The organism is Actinopolyspora lacussalsi (assembly GCA_030803735.1).
Classification (GTDB): domain Bacteria; phylum Actinomycetota; class Actinomycetes; order Mycobacteriales; family Pseudonocardiaceae; genus Actinopolyspora; species Actinopolyspora lacussalsi.
In genome coordinates this window covers 2,224,469-2,239,950 of record JAURUC010000001.1, presented here as the reverse complement: position 1 = coordinate 2,239,950, position 15,482 = coordinate 2,224,469, and the positions used below count along the sequence as shown (strand labels likewise).

Annotated in this window: 17 protein-coding genes; 11 read left to right on the top strand and 6 right to left on the bottom strand. The window is 70.5% G+C overall.

What is annotated here, in order from left to right; translation table 11 throughout:
• Nucleotides 1-27: 27 nt before the first annotated feature.
• From J2S53_RS09875 to J2S53_RS09865, 3 genes are read right to left on the bottom strand one after another with little or no spacing between them, the layout of a single operon-like run.
• Nucleotides 28-1,170 carry a thiolase family protein gene (locus tag J2S53_RS09875; RefSeq protein WP_456240721.1) on the bottom strand — a complete coding sequence of 381 codons (1,143 nt, stop codon included), beginning with the start codon at nucleotides 1,168-1,170 and terminating at the stop codon, nucleotides 28-30.
• A complete protein-coding gene (locus J2S53_RS09870; protein WP_456240720.1) occupies nucleotides 1,167-2,633 on the bottom strand; it encodes a class I adenylate-forming enzyme family protein in 1,467 nt (488 codons plus the stop codon). Before J2S53_RS09870 ends, J2S53_RS09875 begins: the two co-directional genes overlap by 4 nt.
• Nucleotides 2,630-3,169, bottom strand: a complete 540-nt coding sequence (locus J2S53_RS09865; RefSeq protein WP_456242761.1) for a biotin transporter BioY — start codon at nucleotides 3,167-3,169, stop codon at nucleotides 2,630-2,632. Before J2S53_RS09865 ends, J2S53_RS09870 begins: the two co-directional genes overlap by 4 nt.
• Before the next feature lie 451 nt (nucleotides 3,170-3,620).
• Here J2S53_RS09865 and J2S53_RS09860 point away from each other — a divergent pair, with 451 nt between their 5' ends.
• Complete coding sequence (locus tag J2S53_RS09860) at nucleotides 3,621-3,896, top strand: hypothetical protein (protein WP_245780207.1); 276 nt, start codon at nucleotides 3,621-3,623, stop codon at nucleotides 3,894-3,896.
• A gap of 82 nt (nucleotides 3,897-3,978) precedes the next feature.
• Here J2S53_RS09860 and J2S53_RS09855 read toward each other — a convergent pair whose 3' ends face one another.
• From J2S53_RS09855 to J2S53_RS09845, 3 genes are all read right to left on the bottom strand, one after another.
• Nucleotides 3,979-6,285, bottom strand: coding sequence for an ATP-dependent DNA helicase (locus J2S53_RS09855; RefSeq protein ID WP_456240719.1), 2,307 nt, complete (start codon nucleotides 6,283-6,285; stop codon nucleotides 3,979-3,981).
• Between the two features lie 150 nt (nucleotides 6,286-6,435).
• Nucleotides 6,436-6,996, bottom strand: coding sequence for a nicotinamidase (locus J2S53_RS09850; protein WP_456242760.1), 561 nt, complete (start codon nucleotides 6,994-6,996; stop codon nucleotides 6,436-6,438).
• Between the two features lie 76 nt (nucleotides 6,997-7,072).
• Nucleotides 7,073-8,374: a nicotinate phosphoribosyltransferase gene (locus J2S53_RS09845; protein WP_456240718.1), complete on the bottom strand. Its 1,302-nt coding sequence runs from the start codon at nucleotides 8,372-8,374 to the stop codon at nucleotides 7,073-7,075.
• A 73-nt stretch (nucleotides 8,375-8,447) separates the two neighbouring features.
• Here J2S53_RS09845 and clpS point away from each other — a divergent pair, with 73 nt between their 5' ends.
• From clpS to J2S53_RS09795, 10 genes are all read left to right on the top strand, one after another.
• A complete protein-coding gene (clpS, locus tag J2S53_RS09840) occupies nucleotides 8,448-8,741 on the top strand; it encodes an ATP-dependent Clp protease adapter ClpS (RefSeq protein WP_092929481.1) in 294 nt (97 codons plus the stop codon).
• A gap of 16 nt (nucleotides 8,742-8,757) precedes the next feature.
• Entirely contained in the window at nucleotides 8,758-9,321 is a 564-nt protein-coding gene (locus J2S53_RS09835; RefSeq protein WP_092929482.1) for a DUF2017 domain-containing protein, read from the top strand.
• Between the two features lie 162 nt (nucleotides 9,322-9,483).
• Nucleotides 9,484-10,539: a P1 family peptidase gene (locus J2S53_RS09830; protein ID WP_092978797.1), complete on the top strand. Its 1,056-nt coding sequence runs from the start codon at nucleotides 9,484-9,486 to the stop codon at nucleotides 10,537-10,539.
• Nucleotides 10,540-10,630: 91 nt separating this feature from the next.
• The gene (locus J2S53_RS09825; protein ID WP_092632748.1) at nucleotides 10,631-11,086 is read left to right on the top strand and encodes a Mov34/MPN/PAD-1 family protein; all 456 of its coding nucleotides are present in this window, start codon (nucleotides 10,631-10,633) and stop codon (nucleotides 11,084-11,086) included.
• A 77-nt stretch (nucleotides 11,087-11,163) separates the two neighbouring features.
• Complete coding sequence (locus tag J2S53_RS09820; RefSeq protein ID WP_456240717.1) at nucleotides 11,164-11,442, top strand: MoaD/ThiS family protein; 279 nt, start codon at nucleotides 11,164-11,166, stop codon at nucleotides 11,440-11,442.
• A 29-nt stretch (nucleotides 11,443-11,471) separates the two neighbouring features.
• Nucleotides 11,472-12,422: a PLP-dependent cysteine synthase family protein gene (locus J2S53_RS09815; protein ID WP_456240716.1), complete on the top strand. Its 951-nt coding sequence runs from the start codon at nucleotides 11,472-11,474 to the stop codon at nucleotides 12,420-12,422.
• 198 nt (nucleotides 12,423-12,620) lie between these two features.
• Entirely contained in the window at nucleotides 12,621-13,262 is a 642-nt protein-coding gene (locus J2S53_RS09810) for a rhomboid family intramembrane serine protease (protein ID WP_130469563.1), read from the top strand.
• The gene (gene murI / locus J2S53_RS09805; RefSeq protein ID WP_092978811.1) at nucleotides 13,259-14,083 is read left to right on the top strand and encodes a glutamate racemase; all 825 of its coding nucleotides are present in this window, start codon (nucleotides 13,259-13,261) and stop codon (nucleotides 14,081-14,083) included. Before J2S53_RS09810 ends, murI begins: the two co-directional genes overlap by 4 nt.
• Entirely contained in the window at nucleotides 14,080-14,850 is a 771-nt protein-coding gene (locus J2S53_RS09800; RefSeq protein WP_456240715.1) for an MBL fold metallo-hydrolase, read from the top strand. Before murI ends, J2S53_RS09800 begins: the two co-directional genes overlap by 4 nt.
• A 185-nt stretch (nucleotides 14,851-15,035) precedes the next feature.
• Nucleotides 15,036-15,455: an Imm1 family immunity protein gene (locus J2S53_RS09795; protein WP_456240714.1), complete on the top strand. Its 420-nt coding sequence runs from the start codon at nucleotides 15,036-15,038 to the stop codon at nucleotides 15,453-15,455.
• The last annotated feature ends 27 nt before the right edge of the window (nucleotides 15,456-15,482 follow it).

Here is a 15,482-nt window from a genome sequence, read left to right as displayed (position 1 = left end):
TCCCCGGATCGCCCCGCGACCCGCTACTCAACGAACCAGTTCCCACATCGTGGCGATCCCCAGACCGCCACCGGAGGACAGCGCGGCCATGCCCGACGATTCTCCGTGGTGCAGCATCCGGTGGAACAGCCGCACCACCAGCACCGCACCGGAGGCCGCCCAGGGGTGGCCGAGCGCGATCGCACCGCCCTCCGGACTCACCAGCCGCTCGTCCAGCCCCACGGCGTCCAGGCACGCCAGCACCTGCCCCGCGAACGCCTCGGTGAACTCCACCACCTCCGGAATGCGCCGCTGCCGCCGCAGCACGGCGTCCATAGCGGGAACCGCCGCTGTGCCCAGCCGGTTCGGGTCGGTGCCCACTACCTCCGCGTCCAGCAGCCGCAACCCCGGCAGCCCGCGCTCACGCCGCAGGCGCTCGCTGGTCACCGCCACCATCGCGGCTCCGTCGGCGATGCCGCAGGAGTTCGCGGCCGTGGCCGTGCCGCCGCTGGTGAAGGCCGATGGGAAGCGGGCGAGTCGTCGGACGTCGAACCCGGTACGCGGTCGCTCGTCGTGCCGAACGCCGGTTACACCGACCAGCTCGGCGTCGAACCGCCCGGCCTCCCGCGCCGCCGAGGCACGCCGATGGCTGCGCACGGCGAACTCGTCCTGCCGCTGCCGCGTGACACCCGCCTCGGCCGCGACCAGATCGGCCGCGGGCCCCATATCGGGATCGCCGACGTCCGGCGGCGCGAACGGCGCCCGGGTGTAGAACCGGGGAGGATCGGTGGCGTCGCGCGCTCGCCAGGCACGCCAGGGTGCGGTCGAGGCGCTCTCCGCGCCGCCCGCCAGGTAGTGCTCTCCGACGCCGGCCGAAACCAGCCGGGCGGCGGTCACGATCGTGCTCAACCCGGAGGCGCACTGCCGGTCCACCGTCATCCCGGGGGTCTCCGGACCGAGCCCGGCGCGCAGCGCGGCCACGCGTGCCGGGTTGCCGCCGGGACCGCGGGTGTTTCCCAGCAGGACCTCGTCGACCCGCTCGAACCCGGCGTCGTCGAACACCGCCGAGGTGATCGCTCCCGCCAGCCGGTCGAGTTCGACGTCGCGCAGCGAGCCACCAGCGGTACCGATCGGACTGCGGCGCGCGGCGACCACAACCGGGGCCAGCGGATCGGGGCCAGCAGCGCTCATCGCGGCACCTCGGGGCGTAGCTCCCCGGACGCCAACCACTCACGCACCGTGCCGCGCGCGGGTTTCCCGGTGTGGGTGCGCGGCAGCTCGTCCACCGAGAGCCAGCGTCGGGGCCGCTGTGCGCTGCCGAGCGATTCCCGCGCCAGTCGACGCAGCTCGGCGAAGTCCACAGCGTCCGCCGACTCGGGTTCGAGCACGGCGGTGACCAGCGAACCGAAGCGGGGATGCGGAGTGGGGGCCACCACCACGTCGAACACCCCGGGCGCGGTGCGCAACACGTTCTCCACCTCCTCCGCGGTGACGAGCCTGCCGCCGGTTTCGATCGTCGTCGATCCCCTGCCCAGCACCCGGAAACCGTCCCGGTGCGATCCCGTCGCGAGATCCCCCACGGTGTGGAAACCCGGTTCGACGGCGCGCAGCACGCCCGACTCCAGGCAGCCGCTGAAGCTCAACGGGGAGCGAACCCACAGCGTGCCGGGATCGGTGCCGTCGCCGGTCGTATCGGTCGAATCGCCGATCCGCACCTCGACGTGCTCGACCGGGTGCAGCAACCCGTCCGCGCCGCGCAGCGCCACCACGGAGTGCTCGGCCGAGCCGTAGTACTCCACGAGTTCGCAGTCGGGCAGCAGCTCGCCCAGCCGTCGCCGGAGCCCCTCGTCGGGTTTCGCCCCGCCGCACACGAACCTCCGCACCCGGCACGCGGCGAGCAGCCGCGGCTCGCGTTCCAGCACCGCCAGCAGCGCGGCCAGCATCGAGGGCACCAGGTGCACGGCGGTGGCCCTGGTGCAGGCCTCGGCGGTCTCCTCGACGGACCAGCGCCGTGACAGTTCCACCTCACAGCCGAGGTGCATCGCGTGCAGTGCGCCGAACAGGAACAGCGAGGAACTCGGCGGGCCGGGGAGCAGCACCGTGTCCCCTCCGGTGATCCCGACGTCGAAAGCCTCGAAGCTGTACCACCAGGAACGCCGGGTGCGTGCCAGCACTCGCGCACGGCCGGTGCTGCCCGAGGTGGTGGGCAGGTAGAACAGGCTCGCGTCGTCGCCGTGCGGCAGGACCGTCCCGGTCGGCTCGGGGAGGGGGCCGCCCGCGACCACGTCCGGTGCTGCCTCGCGCAGCACACCGGCCCGTTCGGTGCCACTCCACCCCGGATCGGCCAGCAGCGTGGCCGATCCCAGCAGATCGGCGCCCAGCAGCCGGGCCAGCCCGACCGTCGGGTCCCGATCGGCTTCGACGAGCACGCGGCTGTTCGGCCCGGCGCCCGCCGCCGCCAGCTCGGTCGCGGCCGCGTGGGCGTCGCGGACCAGTTCCGTGCCCGTGAGCTGTCCTTCCGGGGAGCGAACGGTGCGCGGGGTGCCACCCGCGAGGATCGGTGGCAGGGCCGGGCCGGGGTTCGACTCCGAGCTGTCGGAACCGTGCCGCGGCGGTGGTGGTGTCGGGGGCAGTGGCGGTCTCGGGGACGTCATCGGGCCGCGCGTCCCCGGCGCGGTGTGGCGTTCGGGAAGGCGCGGTGCACGGCGACGGCCACCAGCGACACCAGCACGACCTTGGCGAGATCACCCGGGATGTAGCCGAGCATGGCGATGCCGGCCGCACGGAAGTCACCCATGACAGCGGCCATGACCGGCAGCCCGACCAGGTAATCCACGGTGATGCCCGCCAGATTGGCCAGCAGCAGCACCGGCAGCGTGGGTCTGCGGACGAGGAACACGATCAGTCCCACCACGAGCGCCGAGAGGATCCAGCCGAACAGGAAGCCCGCGCTCGGGCCGACGAAGGGCGCGATCCCGCCGCGCCCGCCGGACAGCAGCGGCAGCCCGAGTGCCACCAGCCCCAGGAACAGCGCCACCGAGGCCGCGCCGCGGCGAGCGCCCAGCAGGCTGCCGCACAGCAGCGGCCCCGTGTTCTGCAGCACGATCGGCACCGCCGAGCCCGCGAGGTAGATGCCGGGGAAGGTGCCCAGCACGGCGGTGAACGCGGCGAACACCACGATCCGGGCCAGATCGGCCGCGGGCCGGCCGCGTTGTTCGGAGACGGGGTTCGGGGAGGCGGACCGCGAGGGGGCGGAGTCGGACACGCTGCTCTCCTGTGCGAACGCTCGGGAAACGGCTCACTCGAACCGGGGCAGCCGGCCCCGCTCGTTCCGGTGAGGCTTCCGCCGATCGGCTGACGGAAGCGGGCGCAAACCTAACCGGCACCGGTCCGATTACAGAAAAGATCGCCTCGCGTTGTGGGGTTCCCACAACGGGGCGGTGTGGATTCCGCGCGAAATCGACGGTCGCCGTTGTGACGCGGAACACAAGTGTTCCTGCCGTGTCGGTCCCGTCTGGTTTACGAAGTCCCACAGGGGAAATCCGGGGGGTGTCCCGAAAAGTGCCCGGCTACCCGGCTGTGGGGCGCGCCCCGGCCGTGGGTAGGTGGGACGTGATCCGAAAGGTGGCGCCGTGCTTTCGATGTTGCGCAGATACGGAATGGACTCGGACAAGATGTTCGGTGCGGGGATGGCCTCGATACTCCTCGCGATCACCTCCTGGGGGGCCTCACGCGGGCTGCGAGGGGAGAACCTGGCGCGAGCGGACAGGTGGGGAATCTTCATCGGGGAGTGGGCCCCCACGTTCTTCGCGCTCGGTGCGGCCATGCGGCTGGAGGAGTACACGCACCCGGAGGTGCCCGAGCAGTCCGAACGCCAGCACGAACGCGACAGGAGCTTTTCCGAGGTCGGCAGGTGAACGAGCCCGGTGGCGGAGTTCGGACGCCGGACTCCGCCACGGGAGAGCGCGGGTACGGGCTCGTCGCCCAACGAGCCCCTGATCAGCCCGCGGCCTCGTCCAGGCGCCGAAGTGCCCCGCGCACCACCTCGGGGCTCTCGGTGTCCCAGAACGGCGGCAGCGAGGCGCGCAGGAACCCGCCGTAGCGTGCCGTGCTCAACCGGGGATCCAGTATCGCGATGACCCCGCGGTCGGCCGCCGAGCGCAGCAGTCTGCCCGCACCCTGCGCGAGCAGCAGCGCGGCGTGCGTTCCCGCCACCGTGATGAAACCGTTGCCCCCGCGCGCCGAGATCGCCTGCTGCCGAGCCGAGGCGAGCGGATCGTCCGGCCGGGGGAACGGAATGCGGTCCATCACCACCAGCTGCAACGACTGGCCGGGAACGTCCACGCCCTGCCACAGCGACAACGTGCCGAACAGGCTGGTCGCCGGATCCGCGGCGAACGAGCCGACGAGCTGCGAGGTGCTGTCCTCCCCTTGGCACAGCACCGGAGTGGACAGTCGTTCCCGCAGCTGTTCACTGGCCTGCCGAGCGGCGCGCATCGACGAGAACAGTCCCAGGGTGCGCCCACCGGCCGCGGTCACCAGCTCCGTGAGCTCGTCCAGATAGGCATCCGGGAGCCCGTCACGCCCGGGTTTCGGCAGGTGCCGTGCCACGTAGAGGATGCCGCTGCGCGGGTAGTCGAACGGTGAGCCCACGTCGAGCCCCACCCAACTCGGTTCCGAGTCGTCCGAGGGCGGCTCCTGCGCGGTCGCGGTGTCGGTCGCCGGTTTCGCCTCCCGCTGCGGCGGCAGACCCCACTGCGAGGCCAACGTGTCGAACGAACCCCCCAGCGCCAGCGTGGCCGAGGTCAGCACCGTGGTGCGCTGCCCGAACAGCCGCTCCCGCAGCAGCCCGCCCACACCCAGCGGTGCCACCTGCAACGAGGGTGGCCGGTTGTTCTCCGCGCTGATCCAGATCACGTCGCGTCGATCCTGCTCCGGCTCCTCGAACCCGTCCAACAGCCGGATCGTCGTGTCCTGGATCTCCTGGGTCGGTGCCAGCGCCAGCTTGCGTGCGCTGCCCGATTCCACGTCCTCGCGCTGTTCGGGCCCCAGCGCGTTCACGCAGGCCGACGCCGCGTCGCGGATCCCGGACAGCGCGGCGGACAGTTGGCGGGACGGTTCGCCCACCCGACCGGGCTCGAGCTCGCCCAGTACGAATTCGAGTCCCTCACCGGCCTCGTTGAGCCGATCCGCGATCTCCTCCTCCACGGCGCGACCGCACTTGCGGGCCGCCTGCTTGATCGCGTTGCCCGACAGCTCGCCACCCGCCGCGGTGGTCACCCGGTCGACCAGCTCGTGCGCCTCGTCCACGACCACCATGTCGTGCTCCGGCAGCACCGGGCGGTCGTCGAGCGCGTCGATGGCCAGCAGCGCGTGGTTGGTGACCACGATGTCGGCGCGTCCGGCCTCGTCGCGCGCCTGCTCGGCGAAGCAGTCCGAGCCCACCGGGCAGCGGTGCGCGCCGAGACATTCGTTGCCGGTGACCGAGACCTGCCGCCAGGCCCGTTCCGAGACGCCGGGCACGAGTTCGTCGCGATCCCCGGTCTCGGTGTCCGAGGCCCAGTCGTGCACCCGTCGTACCTCGCGCTCCAACGAGGACGCGGCGAAGGCGTCGAAGAGTGCCCCCTCGTCCGGCTCGTCGGGGGCGTTGCCGTGTATCCGGTTCAGGCACAGGTAGTTGCGCCTGCCCTTGAGGATCGCGAACGTGGGCCTTCGCCCCAGTGAGTCCGCGAGCGCGTCCGCCAGCCGGGGCAGGTCACGATCCACCAGCTGACGCTGCAGCGCGATCGTCGCGGTGGAGACCACCACGGTGGTGTGCGCGGTGACGGCGTGCCGGATGGCGGGAACCAGATAGGCGAGCGACTTTCCCGTGCCGGTGCCCGCCTGTACCGCGAGGTGCTCGCCGGACTCGATCGCGTTGCCGACCGCCTCGGCCATCGCGGTCTGGCCGTCCCGCTCGCTGCCGCCGACGGCCGCCACCGCGACGGAGAGCAATGTGGACAGATCGGCGGGTTCGGCGTCGGTCCGGATCCCGGCAGCAGCCGTCCCCGCGCCTTTCGCCGTTCCACCGCTTTTCCCCGTGCCGGAGCCTTTTCCGGCCTGTCGCTCCGCACCGCTCGAGGTCGGTCCGGTCCCGTCCGCGCCCGAACCGCTCGTGAGGTCTCGCCGCGGTGCTTCATCGGCCGATCCCGCGGTGCGGGTGTCGGAAGTCGGTTCCGAGCTCCTCGTCAACTCCGGGGGCAACTCCTCGGTGCCGTCGGGCTCGAAAACGTCGGGAACGGACCAGTTCGGAACGGATGCTGGCACGTTCACCGACGTTACCGCAGCGCGTCACGGGCATCGCAGCCCTCCGCCCGCGCTGGACCTTCGTTCGGTGTCCGTCCACGGGGCGCTACCGACGATCGCCGTTCGGCCGGGGCCCGAGTCGTGCCCGAGTTCCGCCCCGGGACCCGGGCACTACCCGCCGCGAACCACGGGCTCCCCCGTCAGCTCGACCCCGGCCTCGCGAAGCTGCCGCAGTGCCTCGTGCACGGTCCCCGCCGCGACCCCGGCCGTCAGGTCCAACATCACCCGGGTGTCGAACCCGGCGCCGACCGAGTCCAGCGCGGTGGCACGCACGCAGTGGTCGGTGGCCAGCCCGACCACGTCGACCTCCCGCACGTCCCGCGCGGCCAGCCAGTCCGCCAGGCCGTTGCCCTCGAAACCGGAGTAGCCGTGGCTGTACTGCCCCTTCGAGAACACCGCGCCGATCGGAGCCACGTCCAGTTCGGGGTGGAACGCGGCCCCCGGAGTCGCCGCCACGCAGTGCACCGGCCAGGAGGTCACGAAGTCGGGCTCGTCCGAAAAGTGCTCGCCCGGGTCGATGTGGTAGTCCCGAGTCGCCACCACGTGATCGTGGTCCGACTCCGCCAGCAGCCGGGAGATCGCGGCCGCCGTTTCCGCGCCGCCCTCGACCGCCAGCGCGCCGCCCTCGCAGAAGTCGTTCTGCACGTCGACGACGATCAACGCCTTGGCCATTTCCCGTACCTCCAACACCACGTCACATCAACAGCCCTGTCGCACCGCTCGTTCGGGGGCGCTCACCCCGGACGGGTCAGAAATTCTCGAACACCGTGGGAATCGCGGGTTCGCCCGCCGAGAGCTTGAGTCCTTCCCAGGGCAGGCTCACCAGCGCGTGCCGCAGTCGTTGCCTATTGTCCTCCAGCCCCGGGAGGTTCTCGACCCGCTCACCCCCGCGGACCAACGGCAGCTGCACGAAGCGGTCGTGCGGCCCGGCCTCCGGGGGCTCGATGCCGGGGCCGTTGCGGTGCACCACCTCCTCCAGCGCCGTACCGGTGGGCTTGTGCCTGCGCAGCGCGTTCTTGCTCCCGCCGCGCGACTCCTTGTGCGAGCTGCGCTTGACCACCGGGCGACCGTCCACCTCGGCCAGTTTGTAGACCATCCCGCAGGTGGGATGGCCGGAACCGGTCACCAGCGAGGTGCCGACCCCGTAGACGTCCACCGGTTCGGCACGCAACGAGGCGATGGCGAACTCGTCGAGGTCGCCGGACACCACGATCCGTGTTCCGGTGGCCCCCAGCGAATCGAGCTGCTCCCTGGCCTGCCTGGCCAGCGCCCCCACGTCCCCGGAGTCGATGCGTACCGCGCCGAGGTCCGTCCCTGCCACCTCCACCGCGGTGTCGATCCCCTCGGTGATGTCGTAGGTGTCCACCAGCAGGGTGGTGTCCGCCCCCAGTGCGGCGACCTGTGACTCGAACGCGGCGCGCTCGCTGTCGTGCAGCATCGTGAACGAGTGCGCCGAGGTGCCCGCCGTCGGAATCCCGTACCTGGCTCCGGCCAGCAGGTTCGACGTCGCGGTGAACCCGGCCAGGTAAGCGGCCCGCGCCGAGGCGACCGCCGACTCCTCGTGCGTGCGCCGGGACCCCATCTCGATGATGCGTCTGCCGTTGGCGGCCGAGGCCATGCGCGTGGCCGCCGCCACGACCGCACTGTCGTGGTTGAGGATCGACAGGACCACGGTCTCCAACAGCACCGCCTCGGCGAAGGTCCCGCGGACCGTCAACAGCGGTGATCCGGGGAAGTAGAGCTCACCCTCCGGATAGCCGTCGATGTCACCGGTGAACCGGAAGTTCGCCAGCCATTCCAGGGTGCGCCGGTCACAGACCCGGTCGCGTTCCAGGGCCTCCAGCACTCCTTCGTCGAACCGGAAGTTCTCCACCGCGTCGAGCAGCCGCCCCATCCCGCCGACCACCCCGTAGCGGCGGCCGTCCGGCAGGCGCCTGGTGAACACCTCGAACACGCAGTGGCGGTGTGCGGTGCCGTCGCGCAGGGCGCTGCTGAGCATGGTCAGTTCGTAGTGGTCGGTGCGCAGCGCTGTACCGGCTGGATCGGTCATGTCCGCGAGATTACGTGCCGGCCGGAACCGCGCGGGCGGCAGTCGCCCGTCGGCATCGTGTGAGAATGGACGTATGACCACGCCCGCCGAAGTCGAAAGTGCGCAGGCCGAACCGGAGGAGGCCGCGAGCGAGGAACGGCCCTGGGTGGCCGTCGTGTGGAACGATCCGGTCAACCTCATGTCCTACGTGACCTACGTACTCCAGAAGATCTTCGGCTACAGCAAGGAGCACGCCACCAAGCTCATGCTGGATGTGCACAACAAGGGCCGGGCCGTGGTCTCATCCGGCTCCAAGGAAAAGGTGGAGGGCGACGTGGCGAAACTGCACGCCGCGGGGCTCTGGGCCACCATGCAGCACGACTCGTGAACGGGCAGCGAATCCAGTGCAGGATTGGACACGCGACAACGACAGGCTGGTGACCGAGTTCGAACCGAACGAGGCCGCGGTGATCCGGGGGCTCGTCGGTGAGATCAAGGACATGCTCACCGCCCGCGCCGACCAGGCGCCGCAGGACGAACTCGCCGAGCTGACCGGGATGCGTGCCGGGCCGAGCACACCCCCGGAGGAAGGTGTCCTCGCCAGGCTGCTGCCCGACTTCATCCGACCGGACCGGGACAGCTTCGAGCCGGAGGCCGAAAGCTCCGACACCGCCGGTGCGCTGCGCTCGCTGCACGAGCCCGAGCTGATCGAGCACAAGAGCGGGGTGGCCGCCACCGTGCTCGACACCTGCCCTGAGCGCGGCGGCAGGGTGTCGCTGACCGAGGACCAGGCCGACAGCTGGCTCTCGGCGCTCAACGACGTCCGGTTGGCTCTCGGTACCGCGCTCGGGGTCTCCGAGGAGGTCCCCGAGGATCCGCCCGAGGACCAGCTGCAACGCGAGCACTACTACGTCTACCAGTGGCTTACCTGGGTGCAGGAGAGCCTCATTCAGGCACTCAGTTCCTGAGCGGTCGAGCCGGTCTGCTCGGGCTCCGGCTCGGTACCGCCCGGCCGAGTCGGAGCTTCCCCGGAACGGATATCGGGCGGTGCCGCGTGTCGTGACGCGTGGAGACCCGCCGTTCGCGGGGATGCTCGCGTTCGATCCCTTCGGTCGTCGAGGATGACGCACATGGTCGATTCGCTTCCCGGCGCGGGACCCAACAACGCGATCACCGACATAGCGGGCGTCACGGTCGGTCACCAGCGACGGTTGGACGAACGGTGGGCCACCGGCAGCACTGTGGTGCTCACGCCTGCCGGAGCCGCCGGTGCCGTGGACGTTCGCGGCGCCGGTCCGGGTACCCGGGAGACCGACGTGCTGGCTCCCGAGAACCTGGTGCGGCGGGTGCACGGGATCGTGCTCGGCGGCGGCAGTGCCTACGGGCTCTCGGCCGCCGACGGTGTGATGCGATGGCTGGCCGAACGCGGCCACGGCGTACCCGTCGGTCCCACCCCGCACGAGGTCGTGCCCGTGGTGCCCGCCGCGGTGCTGTTCGATCTGCCCATGAGCGACTGGGGCAGACGTCCCGACGCCACCTTCGGCTACGCCGCGTGCGAAGCGCGGACCACCGGCCATCCGGGTGCCGGGAACGTCGGTGCGGGCACTGGCGCTGTCGCGGGGGCGATCAAGGGTGGTCTCGGGACGGCGAGTTCGGTACTGGCGGACGGGACCAGGGTCGGTGCGCTGGTGGCGGTCAATTCCTCGGGGAGCGTGATAGACCCGGCGACCGGTCTGCCGTGGGCCGTCGACAGCGGCCTCGAAGGAGAGTTCGACCTGCCGCGGCCCTCGCCGGAAACCGTCAGCTCAGCGGCGCGGCGTACCGCCCGGTCCGACCGCGCGGGCAACGAGATCACTCCGCTCAACACCACGATCGGGGTCGTGGCCACCGACGCCGGTTTCGCCAAGTCCGATTGCCGCAGGATCGCGGTCGCGGCGCAGGACGGGCTGGCCAGGGCGATACGTCCGGCTCACGGCATGACCGACGGGGACACGGTGTTCGCGCTGGCCACCGGCGAGCGCACCACCCCCGCGGCGGGTGAGTCCCAGTGGTTGGCGGCGTTGGACGAGGTGTGCACGGCGGCGGCGCACGTGATGGCCCGGGCGATCGTGCACGCCGTTCTCGCGGCGGGATCGGTGGGTGCCGTGCCCTGTTACACGCGTCTCTACCATCCCGAACGGGAATGAATCATGGTCGAATGTCGTTTCGACCGATGAACGACCGATCACCGGGTTCACATTATGGGACCACGGTGAATCACCCCGTAGGATGGTGGCTGTGCTGGTGATCCGACGCGACCTCGTGGATGCGATGGTTGCGCATGCTCGACGGGACCACCCGGATGAGGCGTGTGGTGTTGTGGCGGGGCCCGAGGGGTCGGACCGCCCGGAACGAATGATCGAGATGATCAACGCCGAACGTTCGCCGACGTTCTACAGGTTCGACTCCACCGAGCAACTGCAGGTCTGGCGAGCGATGGACGCCGCCGACGAGGAGCCGGTGGTCATCTACCACTCGCACACCGCGACCGAGGCGTACCCCTCGCGGACCGATGTTTCGTACGCCTCGGAACCCAACGCGCACTACGTGCTCGTGTCCACCAGGGACCCGCACGAATACGAGCTGCGCTCCTACCGCATCGTCGACGGCGTCGTCACCGAGGAGCCGGTGGAGGTCGTCGAGTCCTACATGTTCGCCCACACCGGCGGCGACGACATCCCCGACCTAGGCTGAGTCCCCGCGTCGTGCGGTCACGCACGGTGCGGCTGTCGGGTGGATTTGCGAAATTTCGTGTAGTAGGAGGTTGCGCCATGGCAGTCAACGTTTCGATCCCGACGATCCTGCGTAGTCACACCGACGGGCAGAAGTCGGTGCAGGCCGACGGAGGCACCGTCGCGGAGGTGATCAACGATCTGGACTCGCGGCACAGCGGTCTGAAGGATCGGCTGGTCAAGGACGGTGGACTGCACCGCTTCGTCAACGTCTACGTCAACGACGAGGACATCCGGTTCGTGGGTGGTCTGGAGGCCACCGTCAGCGACGGTGACAGCCTGACGATCCTGCCGGCCGTCGCCGGTGGCATGCGCTGAAGCATTCACCTCTCGGGGAGGAGGTAGACGTGGCTCGCTACGACTCGTTGCTCGACACCCTGGGCGACACCCCGTTGGTGGGGCTTCCCGCTCTCTCGCCCGCACCCGACGTGCGGCTGTGGGCGAAGCTGGAGGACCGCAACCCGACGGGATCCGTCAAGGACAGGCCCGCACTGGCGATGATCGAGGCCGCGGAGAAGGAAGGCACCCTCACCCAGGGTTGCACCATTCTCGAGCCCACATCCGGCAATACCGGCATCTCGCTGGCCATGGCCGCTTCGCTGAAGGGTTACGGGCTGGTGTGCGTCATGCCGGAGAACACCTCCGAGGAACGCAGGCAGATCCTGCAGGCCTACGGAGCACGGATCGTCTCCTCCCCGGCCGAAGGTGGTTCCAACCAGGCCGTCGCCGTGGCGAAACAACTCGCGGAGCAGAACCCGGACTGGGTGATGCTCTACCAGTACGGCAACTCGGCCAACGCCGAGGCCCACTACCGGGGGACCGGTCCCGAGATCCTGCGTGACCTGCCCGGCGTGACCCACTTCGTGGCCGGGCTGGGTACCACGGGAACGCTGGTGGGCGTCGGCCGTTATCTGCACGAACAGAACCCCGGGACCCAGGTCGTCGCCGCCGAGCCGCGCTACGGCGAGCTGGTTTACGGACTTCGCAACCTGGACGAGGGATTCGTCCCCGAGCTCTACGACGCCGACGTGCTCAACCGGCGGTTCTCCGTCGGTTCCTACGACGCGCTGCGCCGTACCCGGCAGCTACTGGAGTCCGAGGGGATCTTCGCGGGGATCTCCACCGGTGCGGTGCTGCACGCGGCGTTGACCGTGGGCGAGCGAGCCGCCGCGACGGGGGAGTCCGCCGAGATCGTCTTCCTGGTCGCCGACGCGGGCTGGAAGTACCTCTCCACCGGTGCCTACAGCGGCACCCTGGACGAGGCGGCGCAGCGGCTGGACGGCCAGCTCTGGGCCTGATCGAAGTTTTCCTGCCAGGCCGCGTGGGTGGTCGTTTCGGCGCGGGGGCGCCGAAACGACGGGTTCTCTCGATCGGTTTCAACGGATGAACGCCACGGGTGATGCGGTTCCCGAGCTGGTGGGGCCGCTTCGGCTCGGCGTAGGCTCGGCGGTGTGAGTTCATCGCCCGGAGGACCGAGCCGAGCACCCAAACCACGCGTGATACCGCGGCGCCCAGCCCGCGCGGCGCTGATCATGCTGGGCATCGTCGCCCTGCTGTACCTGCTGGAGCTGATCGATCAGCTGTTCTTCCAGACCGGTGTCATGAGTCGGCGCGTCACCGGCCTGGACACGAACGGCATCCAGCCCCGTGAGCTCGACGGCCTGGACGGGATCGTCTGGTCGCCGTTCCTGCACCTCGGATTCGAGCACCTGGTGTTGAACACCGTTCCGCTGCTGGTGCTCGGCTGGCTGTGCATGGCGGGCGGAACGCGTCAGTTCGTCGCGGTGACCGTGGTGGTGCTGCTGGTCGGCGGGTTGGGCACCTGGCTGACCGGGCAGGACGGAACCACCCACCTCGGTGCCTCCGGCATCGCCTTCGGTTGGCTGCTCTTCCTGCTCGTGCGGGGGTTCTTCAACCGCAGCGCGGGCCAGATCCTCGTGGCGGTGGTGTTGTTCTTCTACTGGGGCGGCATGTTGTGGGGAGTGCTCCCCGGCGGACAGCCGAACGTCTCCTGGCAGGCGCACCTGTTCGGCGCGCTGGGCGGTGTGCTGGCGGCCTGGCTGGTCCGGCGCGGTGACCGGACGCACCCGGCACGGGGCGTGCGACGCGACGATCCGACGGGCGGACTCGGATCGTGACCCAAGCACCGATCGGGATCTTCGACTCCGGCGTGGGCGGTCTGACCGTCGCCCGCGCGATCATGGACCGGCTGCCCGACGAGCGGCTGCGCTACGTGGGCGACACCGCCAACGCCCCCTACGGTCCCCTACCGCTCCGCCGGGTGCGGGAGCACGCGTTGTCGGTGGCCGACTCCCTCGTCGAAGAGGGCGTGAAGATGCTGGTCATCGCCTGCAACACCGCCTCGTCGGCCTGTCTGCGCGATGCGAGGGAGCGCTACGACGTACCGGTCGTGGAGGTGGTGCTGCCCGCCGCACGACAGGCCGCCGCCACCACCCGAAACGGCAGGGTGGGCGTGATCGGCACCAGCGCCACCGTCAGGTCCCGTGCCTACGAGGACGCCTTCGCCGCCGTTCCGGACGTGACGCCGTACCCGGTCGCCTGCCCGCGGTTGGTGAACTTCGTGGAGCGGGGAACCACCTCGGGGCGTCAGATCCTGGGACTGCTGCAGAGCTACCTGGAGCCGCTGCAGCGGGTCGACGTCGACACCCTCGTCCTCGGCTGCACCCACTATCCGCTGCTGAGCGGGGTGCTGCGGATCGTGTTGGGGGAGCAGGTGACGCTGGTCTCCAGCGCCGAGGAGAGCGCCCGGGAGGTCGCACGTGTACTGACCGAGCGTGACTCGCTGGCCCGACCGGCCGATCCCACCGCGACACCCGATCACGAGTTCCGGGCGACCGGATCACCCGAGCCGTTCGCCAAACTCGCCAGGCGTTTTCTCGGGCCTTCCGTCACATCCGATGTTGTGTTGCCTCCGGACGTGTCACGCTCGACCGCGTGAAGCTGACGATTCTCGGATGCTCCGGCAGCATTCCCGGACCCGACGCGCCCGCCTCGGGGTATCTGGTGGAGTCCGGCGACACCAGGATTCTGCTCGACCTGGGTAACGGCACGCTCGGCACGTTGCAGCGCTTCGTCGATCCGTTCACGCCGGATGCCTTGCTGCTGTCACACCTGCACCCGGACCACTGCGCCGACTTCGGGGCGCTGACCGTGCTGCGCCGCTACCACCCCGCGCCGCCGTACGATCCGGTCGAGCGGAAGCTGACCGTCCACGCCCCGGCGGAGGCCCCGGAGCGACTCGCCGCGCTGTACGCGCCGAACGCCGCCGAACGAGCCGGTGCCGATCTCTCCGACGTCTTCGACTTCGCACCGATGCCCGAGACGCCGCTGCGGTTGGGGCCGTTCGAGATCACCGCCTTCCCCGTGCACCACGTGTGCCCCAGCTGGGGGTTCCGGATCGCGGCCGAGGGGCGTGTGCTGGCCTACACCGCCGACACGGGCCCGTGCGAGGAGCTCACCGAGCTGGCCCGCGACGCCGATGTGCTGCTGGCCGAGGCGTCCTGGCCGGACTCGCCCGATCGTCCCGACGGCCTGCACCTTTCCGGCAAGCAGGCCGCCGAGCTGGCCGACGGCGCCTCGGCGCGGCGGCTGCTGCTCACCCACCTGCAGCCCTGGTGCGACGCCGCCGCGATCCTGGCCGAGGCGCGCGAGCACACCGCCGTTCCCACCGAGCTGGTCACCACCGCCGCCCGGTACACGGTCTGAACGCGTGCGGCGGAGCCCGTCGAGTCGGTCCTCACCGGTGGGTCGGCACCTGGTGTCGCCACGGTTCCGGCGGGCGGTCGGGAGTCCCGGCACCGGAGTCGTCCCAGGTGCCCACCTTGGGCCCATCGGGTGAGTGGAATACTGCGGGCGCCAGTGTTCGTGACCGTTCCGAGTGGAGGATCTCCGTGCCGATCACCGCCGTGTGGCCGATCGAGTCGCCCGAGGACGCCAACAGCGGCGACGGGGTCACGCTGACCGAACCCGACGAGGTCGACGGGCTGCTCGCCAGGTTGGCGGAGCCGAACGCGGGGGTCGCCACGGTCTGGCACGAGTCCCGCGAGCTGGCCGACGAGGACGAGGGGATGCCCGACCACGACGTGTGCGTGGCGGTGCGGGACGGTCACGGCTACCTGAGCTACATCGACGTGGAGCACGACCTCGCCGTTCCGGAGGGCGATCCCGCCGCACCGGCGCTGCACGGTGGTGACGTCGAGTTCCCCGAGGGGAGCGGGGTGTCGTTGGACACGCTGGCCGAAGCGCTGCGGGAGTTCCTGCGCACCGCGCGGCGACCCGAGGCCGTGACCTGGCGCGCCCTCGAGGAGTGAGGTGCCTCCTCCGAGCGGCCCACGCCG

Bases quoted from the DNA above. Each gene is read 5' to 3' on its own strand.
- J2S53_RS09875 (WP_456240721.1), bottom strand. From the start codon at position 1,170: ATGAGCGCTGCTGGCCCCGATCCGCTGGCCCCGGTTGTGGTCGCCGCG.
- J2S53_RS09870 (WP_456240720.1), bottom strand. From the start codon at position 2,633: ATGACGTCCCCGAGACCGCCACTGCCCCCGACACCACCACCGCCGCGG.
- J2S53_RS09860 (WP_245780207.1), top strand. From the start codon at position 3,621: ATGTTGCGCAGATACGGAATGGACTCGGACAAGATGTTCGGTGCGGGG.
- J2S53_RS09850 (WP_456242760.1), bottom strand. From the start codon at position 6,996: ATGGCCAAGGCGTTGATCGTCGTCGACGTGCAGAACGACTTCTGCGAG.
- J2S53_RS09845 (WP_456240718.1), bottom strand. From the start codon at position 8,374: ATGACCGATCCAGCCGGTACAGCGCTGCGCACCGACCACTACGAACTG.
- clpS (WP_092929481.1), top strand. From the start codon at position 8,448: ATGACCACGCCCGCCGAAGTCGAAAGTGCGCAGGCCGAACCGGAGGAG.
- J2S53_RS09830 (WP_092978797.1), top strand. From the start codon at position 9,484: ATGGTCGATTCGCTTCCCGGCGCGGGACCCAACAACGCGATCACCGAC.
- J2S53_RS09820 (WP_456240717.1), top strand. From the start codon at position 11,164: ATGGCAGTCAACGTTTCGATCCCGACGATCCTGCGTAGTCACACCGAC.